This is a genomic window from Candidatus Melainabacteria bacterium RIFOXYA2_FULL_32_9, assembly GCA_001784615.1.
Taxonomy (GTDB): Bacteria; Cyanobacteriota; Vampirovibrionia; order Gastranaerophilales; family UBA9579; genus UBA9579.
In genome coordinates, this window is record MFRQ01000130.1 from 22331 (window position 1) to 32078 (window position 9748).

The 9748-nt window shown below is 30.8% G+C and carries 9 protein-coding genes; all 9 read left to right on the forward strand.

Features of this window, described 5'->3' with window-relative positions; genetic code table 11:
• Positions 1-121 precede the first annotated feature (121 nt).
• The 9 genes from A2255_00555 (at position 122) to A2255_00595 (ending at position 9278) form a co-directional block, all read left to right on the forward strand.
• Positions 122-1171 carry a hypothetical protein gene (locus A2255_00555; protein OGI18023.1) on the forward strand — a complete coding sequence of 350 codons (1050 nt, stop codon included), beginning with the start codon at positions 122-124 and terminating at the stop codon, positions 1169-1171.
• A 107-nt stretch (positions 1172-1278) separates the two neighbouring features.
• On the forward strand, positions 1279-2022 hold the full coding sequence (locus A2255_00560; protein ID OGI18032.1) for a hypothetical protein: 744 nt from the start codon (positions 1279-1281) through the stop codon (positions 2020-2022).
• Between the two features lie 59 nt (positions 2023-2081).
• Positions 2082-2774: a DNA-binding response regulator gene (locus A2255_00565; GenBank protein OGI18024.1), complete on the forward strand. Its 693-nt coding sequence runs from the start codon at positions 2082-2084 to the stop codon at positions 2772-2774.
• A gap of 611 nt (positions 2775-3385) precedes the next feature.
• Positions 3386-3727 (forward strand): hypothetical protein, encoded by a 342-nt coding sequence (locus A2255_00570; GenBank protein OGI18025.1) that lies wholly within the window; start codon positions 3386-3388, stop codon positions 3725-3727.
• 216 nt (positions 3728-3943) lie between these two features.
• Positions 3944-5659: a hypothetical protein gene (locus tag A2255_00575; protein ID OGI18026.1), complete on the forward strand. Its 1716-nt coding sequence runs from the start codon at positions 3944-3946 to the stop codon at positions 5657-5659.
• 53 nt (positions 5660-5712) lie between these two features.
• Positions 5713-6267 (forward strand): hypothetical protein, encoded by a 555-nt coding sequence (locus A2255_00580; protein OGI18027.1) that lies wholly within the window; start codon positions 5713-5715, stop codon positions 6265-6267.
• Positions 6268-6307: 40 nt separating this feature from the next.
• Positions 6308-8290, forward strand: coding sequence for a hypothetical protein (locus tag A2255_00585; protein OGI18028.1), 1983 nt, complete (start codon positions 6308-6310; stop codon positions 8288-8290).
• Complete coding sequence (locus A2255_00590; protein ID OGI18029.1) at positions 8283-8867, forward strand: hypothetical protein; 585 nt, start codon at positions 8283-8285, stop codon at positions 8865-8867. Before A2255_00585 ends, A2255_00590 begins: the two co-directional genes overlap by 8 nt.
• 48 nt (positions 8868-8915) lie before the next feature.
• The gene (locus A2255_00595) at positions 8916-9278 is read left to right on the forward strand and encodes a two-component system response regulator (GenBank protein OGI18030.1); all 363 of its coding nucleotides are present in this window, start codon (positions 8916-8918) and stop codon (positions 9276-9278) included.
• The last annotated feature ends 470 nt before the right edge of the window (positions 9279-9748 follow it).

The following is a 9748-nucleotide window of genomic DNA, read 5'->3' on the forward strand; positions in this document are numbered from 1 at the left end:
TGTAGCGTGTCATAGTATTATTATCACTATATAAAGTCCCTTTTATTATATTTATAGGCGAAATTTAGAAAATATAGTAAAATTAATAAAATAATATTAATAGCTGGGCATAGAGAAACTTATGAATTCTGAAAATAAAATAAATGTATTAATAGTTGATGATTCGGCTTTAATGCGCAGGATGATTACCGATATATTAAATAATCATCCTAAAATTAATGTTATTGGTACAGCGTCAAACGGTAAAATAGCTCTAGATCAACTTGAAAAGTTAAAACCGGACGTAATTACACTTGATATAGAAATGCCTTTAATGAATGGCATTGAAACTCTAAAAGAAATCAATCATATTAGACCATTGCCTGTAATAATGTTTAGCAGTCTCACTAAAGCTGGTGCAGAAACAACCCTTCAAGCTTTAGAATCCGGTGCTACTGATTTTATTACCAAGCCTGATCCTAAATTAGGACAGACATTTGAAAGCATAAAAGATGAACTCATATCTAAAGTTTTAGCAGCAGCAGAAATAAATCAAAGCAAAATTAGTCAGACAATTCAGAAAATAAGCTCAAAAGTCTCGATTATTAATCGATCTTCAAAAAGCACTAATATTAAAACAGTCGTAATTGGAACATCTACTGGTGGACCACAAGCATTAAAATCAGTAGTACCATACTTACCCGAAGATTTACCTGCTCAAATTCTAATTGTACAGCATATGCCTCCAAAATTCACTGATTTACTTGCACAAAGACTGGATAAATTAAGTCAAATAAGTGTTAAAGAGGCACAGGAGGGCGATTTATTAAAAAGAGGGTTAGCCCTTATGGCTCCAGGAAACTACCATATGTGTGTTGAGGACAATAATAGTATAAAATTAAACCAGGAGCCGCCTTTATGGGGAGTAAGGCCAGCAATTGACTTGACTTTATCATCTGCAGCTAAAATATTTAATAAAAATTTAATTTGTGTAATTCTTACAGGGATGGGACATGACGGCACACAAGGTGCTAAAGCAGTTAAAAAGTTCGGAGGCTATTGTATAGCTGAAGATAAATCTACCTGTGTTATTTACGGCATGCCCAAAAGCGTTATAGATGCAGGTTGTGCAGATAAAATAGTCCCTCTTCCTGAAGTAGCAAATGCAATTATAGAAGCTGTTTATAGGTAATAGAAATGAAAGATAAAACCATAGAAAATAATAACCTTGATAATTTTGAGTTTATTCTGGCAGGAAAAATTCCATCACCTGAAGAATTTGCCATATTTAAGAAAAAGATGGCTTTATTAATTAATCTTGATTTAACTAACTATAAAAGTAGCCAAATGGAAAGAAGAATAACTTCTTTAATGCATCGGCACAATATAAACAGCCTTATGGAATATTATCATCTTTTAAATAAGGATTCTAAGCACCTTACTGAGTTTATAAATATGTTAACCATAAATGTTACTGAGTTTTTCAGAAATCCTGAAAAATTTCTTGAATTAGAAACCAAGTATATTCCTGAATTAATGCAAAAAAGCCAAAGATTAAAAGTCTGGTCATCAGGGTGTTCAACTGGAGCTGAAATTTATACTCTTGCAATGATTTTGGATAAATTTAATATTCTTGAAAAATGCACTTTAATAGCATCAGACTTTGATCAAACCGCTATTAATAAAGCTAAAGAAGGTATTTTCCCAATGTTTGAACTGAAGAGTGTCCCGAATGAATATAAAAGACATTTTAAAGCAATTGATAATACTGAAGAAAAAGTCCAGTTCAATCCTCATTTAATCTCAAAAGTAAAATTTGAAAGAAGAGATCTGTTAAACAGTAAGTTTGAAACAGACTTTGACTTAATTCTATGTAGAAATGTAGTAATTTATTTTACAGAAGAAGCCAAAGATCATTTATATGAGAGCTTTTATAATAGTTTAAAACCTGGCGGAATACTATTTATTGGATCAACAGAAAGAATAAATAAATCTAAAGAATTAGGATTTAATCTAAGATCATCTTTCTTTTATCAAAAATAGAGCTTTGAAATCTTATACTGTATAATAAATTTTGTGATTCATCTGAGTAAGGTTATTTAATGACGAAAAACATTTTTATAGTTGAAGATGATCCCGATGTATTATCTTTATTAAGTCATATTTTAAATAAAAATGGTTACAAAACTCGTACTTTTACCTGTGGGGAAGATATTTTAAAAGATATAGAGGTAGAAAAACCCGATCTAATTTTGCTTGACCTTATTTTGCCAGGGATTAACGGGTTAGAAGTCTGTGAGAAGCTGAAAAGTGATCCAGATACCTGGAATATTCCGATCATCATACTTACTACAAGAAGCTATGAATTTGATATTGTTACAGGTCTCAATGTAGGAAGTGATGATTACATTACAAAACCATTCAGCGAAAAAGTACTTCTTGCAAGAATTAAAACTGCCTTACGCAGAGAAGAAAGAAAAGATTTAAATAAAAACGATATTATAAAAATCAAGGATTTAGTGATAGATCCAGACCGTTTCCAGGTATCTGTTAAATCAAAAATCATCAATTTTACAGCTTCGGAATTTAAAATTCTCCATTTCCTTTCAAGTAATAAAGGAGTTGTGTTTTCTAGGGATCAACTTTTTGAAAATATTCGAGGACTTGAAAGTGATTATGTGAATAGATCCATAGACATTATGATTGGGAGAATACGTAAAAAAATTGGGATTTATAGTGAATATATTGAATCACTTTATGGTATCGGATACCGTTTTAAGGAATTTAAAGAATAAAATGTATCATTAATTTTGAAATTATAGTACCTGTTAAGTCTATTTATTATATAAGTCTAGATATCTATTTAAAAGAAGAACAGTTTCAATAAATTTTGTACTAACTGGTTCCTTTAAATGTTACCGTAAATTTACATAAAATATTTAATAAATATATAAAACAGTTAATTAAAAAATAAGGTCAAAATACTTTAATTTACTAATTAAAACTGGTATTTTATAAATATTTTTTATGATATAAATAAGAGATATTAAAAGCTTATTTTTGTTTTAACAACTTGATAAACAGATTTTATAACTATATAAACCAGTATTTACAACATTTTAAAAGGTTTTTAAAAATTATACATTTTTAAAACATTTTGTTTGTTTTTTTGAAAAAATGGCTTGTTAAAATAGGTTCATCTGATAAAACTTAATGTACCTATTAGTTTAAAAGAAAAATATTCTCGAAATAATTTTCTACCAAAACTTTACGTCACAAAGTCTTGATGTTGATCTTTAATTATAAATATGGCATAATGGTACCACAATACAGGAATACATTTAAACTCAAAATCTCATTTTTAAAAATCTTGTCCAGGAGAATTGTAAGTAGTAAGGGAGCTTTTATGTTTACTATTTCAAAAAATAATGACAAAACAGTAAACCCTCAAAAGCCTATGATTCCAATAGGAATTATTGCTAATTTTCTAGAATTATCTCCTAAAACATTAAGGTTTTATGAAAAAAACAAGCTGCTCATTCCCGCAAAAACCTTAAAGAAGAGAAAGCTTTACTCCTTGAATGATCTTGAAAAAGGCAAAGTTATTAAGTATTTATCTATTGAATTAGGTGTTAACATAGCAGGCATCAAGATCATATTCTGTTTACTCACTCAACTTCGTAAAACTGAACCTGAAAAGCATATAGAATATATCAACAAATTAGTTCAGGAAAGTGAATCATCTTAAATAAAAACTCTTAATAAGTGACCACCCAAAGAACAGAAGTTAAAAAGATAGCAAATTTCATTCTTGTTTATGTAAATACCTATTATATAAAAGTGTACAATATAAATTCTAATTATATTTAATTTACTAATTCCCATGCTTTACAAAGACTGAAACTAAGTCTATATTTTAATAAGAACAAGTTAATTATTTAAAAAAATGTAAGGAGATACCTACATGATTCACTGGTTTAAAAACTTAAAAATATTTCAAAAAATCATTGGTTTAGCCGCCATCATGCTACTTTTTATTGTTATTGTTGGAAGTACAGGTTTTTACTATCTTCATAAAAGTGTATTGGCTATGCATTATGCATATCATGATGGTTTATTACCTATTCAATGGCTTAATGATAGTAGAACTCAGGTAAGGGCGAATGAAGCTAGCCTTTTATGGATGATAACTACCAAAGATCCGGATTTAAAAGAAAAATATGCTCAGGACATTGGAAGCAGAGCAAAAACATTCAACGAAAATATAGCTAAGTATGAAAAAACCGAGTTAGACGATTATGAAAGAAAACAACTTGATAAATTAAAAGAACATATGAAAATATATAGAGATGCAAGAGTTAAAGTTGCTGACTTAGCTCTAACTGGAAGAACGGAAGAGGCATATGCATATTTTGTTAAAAATAAAACCCTGTTTGGTGCTGCGAATGATTATATTCGTGATCTAGCTAGTTATGTTCAGAAAGATGTTGAAAAAGATAATAACAAAAATGAGGCAAGCTCGAATTTTGCATATATTATTATTATTATAAATATACTAACATCAATACTTATTGCAACAGCATTAGGTATATATATAGCCAAAATAATAACAAAACCACTAATGATAACTTTAGAAAAAGTTCAAGAGGTGGCAAAAGGTAATCTTACAATTGAAGAAATTGATATTGAGTCTAAGGATGAAGTTGGTCAACTTGCTGTAGCACTTAACACCATGACTAAGAACTTACGAAATCTTGTTACACAAGTTATGCATTCAGTAGAAGAAATCTCAGCCGGATCTGAAGAAATGACCGCCGCTACTGAGCAGACTGCTCAAGGATCTCAGCAGGTTGCAACAAGTGTAACACAATTAGCTGCAGGATCACAGGAACAGGCAAACAGTGTAGCAAAAAGCGTTGAAAATATTAACCAAATAAATGAATTCATAAAACAAATAACACAAACAGTAGATGGAGCAGCAAAAGCAGCACAGATATCAACCGATCAGGCAAAAGGTGGTTCTGAGCAGGCTGAAGTAGCCATAAATAAGATAAATGAAATCAAGACTTTCTCAATGAATATGTCAAAAGATATCGATGAGCTTGGTAAATTAAGTACAGAAATAGAAGCTATTGTAGATCTAATAAAAGGAATAGCAGGTCAGACAAACTTATTGGCATTAAATGCAGCAATAGAAGCAGCACGTGCAGGAGAACATGGTAAGGGCTTTGCGGTTGTAGCTGATGAAGTTAAAAAACTTGCTACCCAGTCTGCTGAGGCTACTGATAAAATTACTGCAATGATAAAAGAAATTCAGAATAAAACTAAGATTACAGTAGAAACAGTAGATACTGGTGTAAAAAAAGTAGATGAAGGTGTTGTCACGGTTGAAATAGTTGAAAAAGCTCTTCAAGAATTAGCTCAAAGGACTAATAATAACAAAAATATGATGGAAAATACCGTTGAAAATATGAATAAACTAATGCATAATTCTGATAACGTTCTTAGAATGATGGAAAATATTTCAGCAGTTACAGAAGAATCAGCAGCAGGTGCTGAAGAAATATCATCTATTACTGAAGAGCAAACTGCTAGTCTGGAAGAAATTTCTGCAAGTTCTCAATCATTAGTAAAAATCGCTGAAAACCTCCAAAAACAAGTTTCTACATTTAAAGTTTAAATAAACTTGTAATTAAAGATATAATATATTAAAAAATAATGAGGTTAAAATTTATGATAGAAGAGTTCAAAGATCAAAAAGAAGTGCAGATGATAGTATTTAAACTGGGTAATGAAGAATATGCCGTGCCAATTACCAGTGTACAAGAAATAATTATGCCTCAAACCACTACAAAAATCCCCAAATCCCCCCACTTTGTAGAAGGGGTAATAAACCTAAGAGGCCATATTATTCCAATTATTGACGGAAGAAAAAAATTCCAGATGGAAGTCATAAGCAAGATCTCAAATGAGACCAGAATTATGGTATTAGATGTTAATCAAGAGATCATAGGTTTAGTGGTTGATGCTGTATCTGAGGTGATTCATTTGCAGACAGCTGAGATAGAACCTCCACCTGTAGACGTTGGAGAAGATTCAGACTTTTTATTGGGAGTAGGCAAATTTCAAAATAGATTGCTAATTCTACTAAATCTCAAAAACTTCTTAGATATCGATGAAGCAAGTAGTCTAAAAAATCTAACTAAAGTAGTTGAGTCAATAAATCAAGCCAAAGAAACTCAACTTGAGCAGTTAGAAATTGAAGTAAGTCCAAAAAAAGTAAAATAGACTTTTAGATTGTATTACAGGTTAATCTAAGGAGTTAAACGTGGAATTAGATCAATATTTAGGGCTGTTTATAGCTGAATCACAGGAAAATCTTCAAAAATTAAACGAAAACCTGCTAAAGCTTGAAACTAACCCTGAAGATTTGGATATACTTAATGATATATTCAGGGTAGCACATACCTTAAAAGGTATGTCAAGGACTATGGGCTTTAATAACATTGGCGATCTAACACATAATATGGAAAACCTTCTTGATCCATTGAGAAATGGCACCGTTAAAGTTAATGATATTATCATTAATATCCTGTTTAAGTGTCTTGATGGGCTTGAAGAACTTGTAAAAAAAGTAATTGACGGTAACTACGAAGATAAAGCTTCTGCTAATCACGATTTAATCCAAAAACTTCAAGAACTATTGAGTAGTGAACCTATGGAAGAAGCTAAAGCTTCAAGCGAAATCACTTTTAGTGATTATGAAAGAACCTTAATAGATAGCTCAAGAGAAAAAGGTTATATTGTTAAAGAAATCATTATTTTTCTAGATAAAGATTGTGTTTTACCCGGTGCAAGAGCTTTCATGGTTAATAAAGCTGTCGAACCATTTGGTGAAATTATAAAAACCCAGCCTGACATCGAAGCTCTTGAAAATGGTGATTTTAAGGAATCATTTAAGTTATTCCAATTAACTCAGCATAGTAATGAGGAAATAATACAAGCAATTAAATCTGTATCTGAAATAAAAGATGTAATAATAAATGACTACAACTTTGACAAGGTGCAGGAACAACCATCTGAGAAAAATAATTCTGAAGAAAAAGAGAACTTTAAAACTGTTTCTAAAGCAATTCCCCAAACCATAAGAGTAAGCGCTGATCGTATGGATAAACTTATGGATCTTGTTGGTGAGTTAATCATCAGTAAAACCCGTATCAACCAGATTTCTAGCGACTTAAAAGTAGATGTTTTAGCAAGCGCCACAGAATCAATGGGACATATAACCTCTGATATTCAAGAAATAGTAATGAAACTAAGAATGGTAACCATTGAGCAAGTATTCAATAGATTTCCAAGATTTGTAAGAGATATTTCAAAAGAGCTTGGTAAAGAGGTTAATCTAAAAATAGTTGGCAAAGATACTGAAATGGATCGAATTGTTATTGATGAAATTGGAGATCCATTAGTCCATTTAATCAGAAATTCCCTTGATCATGGACTTGAAACACCTGAAGAAAGAATAACTTCTGGAAAATCCGCAAAAGGAACCTTGGAACTACTTGCTTTTAATGAAGGTGATAATATCATAATTAAAGTCAGTGATGACGGTAGAGGTATCAATCCTGACAAAGTTAAAAATATTGCTGTTAATAAAGGTGTTATTTCTTCTGAAGAAGCAAAAAATATGTCTGAAAAAGATGCCCTTGAGTTAATCTTTGCTCCTGGATTCTCAACAGCCGAAGTTGCAACAGATATATCAGGCAGAGGCGTCGGAATGGATGTTGTGAAGTCTAAAGTTACTGCTTTAGGTGGAAATGTTTCTATAGCATCAGAAAAGAATGTAGGAACCACAATTACAATTGCACTCCCTTCTTCAATGGCAATAGTACAGGCATTATTGATAAGAGTGGAAAGTGAAATCTATGCAGCTCCTCTTAACTATATTAGTGAAGTTATTGATGTTCCTATAAATCAAGTTAAAAAAGTCCAAAATAGAGAAGTAATTGTATTAAGAGGAAAAACGTTACCTTTAATCCGATTACATAAATTACTCGAAATTCCAAATGATCAGAATGCTGATAATAAGTCATTAACAGTAGTAATTCTAAAAAGCCAGGATAAATACCTTGGAATTATAATTTCTGAGCTTTTAACCCAGCAAGAAATAGTTATTAAGCCTATAAATAAAAAACTATGTGCTGATGGATTAATATCAGGCGCTACTACTCTTGGTGACGGTCATGTTGCATTAATCCTAAATATAAATACCTTGCTTAAAACTAATGGTATAGGAGATCAACATGTTTAATATTTCTGCTTATGAAGAGGATGTTTTAAGAGAACTCAGTAATATTGGTAGTGGAAACGCTGCTACTTCTCTTTCAATTATGCTAAATAAAAGGGTTGATATAAATATACCAGTAGTAAAATTTACTAACTTTAAAGATGTTCCTGATTTACTTGAGAATAAAACTCAGGAAAGAGTTATCTTTACTTTCAAGCTTACAGAAGCAATAAAAGGATGTATAGGATTTATTGTTACAAATGATGAATTGGAAAGAATTGGCAAAACAGCCTCTCAAGGTTACGAGATAGATTCTAAAACTGTCGTATCAGAGATTTCAAATATAATTTCAGGAGCATATATTGGCGCTATTGCTAATATGATGAATACTACTATTAATATATCGCCACCTGAAATAACACAAGATAAATTAGATGACCTTTTTAATTCGACAAAATTGTATATAAAAAATCTCTCCGATAAGATTTTATTTATAAGCACAAGATTAATTATTGAAGATGAAAAGTTCTCAGGTTTTTATATTTTCTTCCTTGAAAGTAACTCATTAAGAAAAATTTTAGATTATTTCAAAGCATATTAATAAAGATAAAAAGTAAGATGGATATACAATAATCAAACTGGAGGACTTATGTCAAAAAGAATACTGGTAGTAGATGATGCAGCTTTTATGAGAATGGTATTAAAAGATATGCTTACCAAGGCTGGTTTCGAAGTGATAGGAGAGGCAACAAATGGCCTCGAAGCAGTTGAAAAATATAAAGAACTGTCTCCTGATCTTGTTACCATGGATATTACCATGCCGCAATGTGATGGAATAGCTGCTCTAAAACAAATCATGTCTATAAATTCCAATGCTAAAGTAGTTATGTGCTCTGCTATGGGACAACAAGCCATGGTGTTAGAGTCTATTCAGTCAGGTGCTAAAGATTTTATCGTAAAGCCATTCCAGCCTGAAAAAGTTCTTGGCTCTGTGACAAAACTTCTAGGCTAAACATCTAAAAATATCTCTAATTTTTAAATATTTCCTGAAACAAAGAAAGATTTTTTACTTTTATCAATATAAAAAGAAACATATTTGCTTATTTTCGAGCAAATATGTTTCTTTATGATACTTATCTCTGAAAGATTAAAAAATTTTATGCAGAAGACTACTTAAAATGCAAATTGATAAAATTAATGATGTTAAATTTATAAACAAATCTCAAGCCAAGAATACTAAGTCACAAAAACCTGTTTAGTCAGAAAATAGAGATAATCCAAATTATCAAATGTCTAACCATTTTTATGATACTGTTTTCCTTGACAATAAAATAAGTCACCTATTGGAAACACATGATAAGCTGAACACGCCAACCTAATGCTTCCTTCCTTTGATAATGGAGCATCATTAATACTGAATTTTAGCATGGGTTGAAAACCTCTTTTAGAATTGAATTATCAAGAGAGACTGTTTGAAAGATG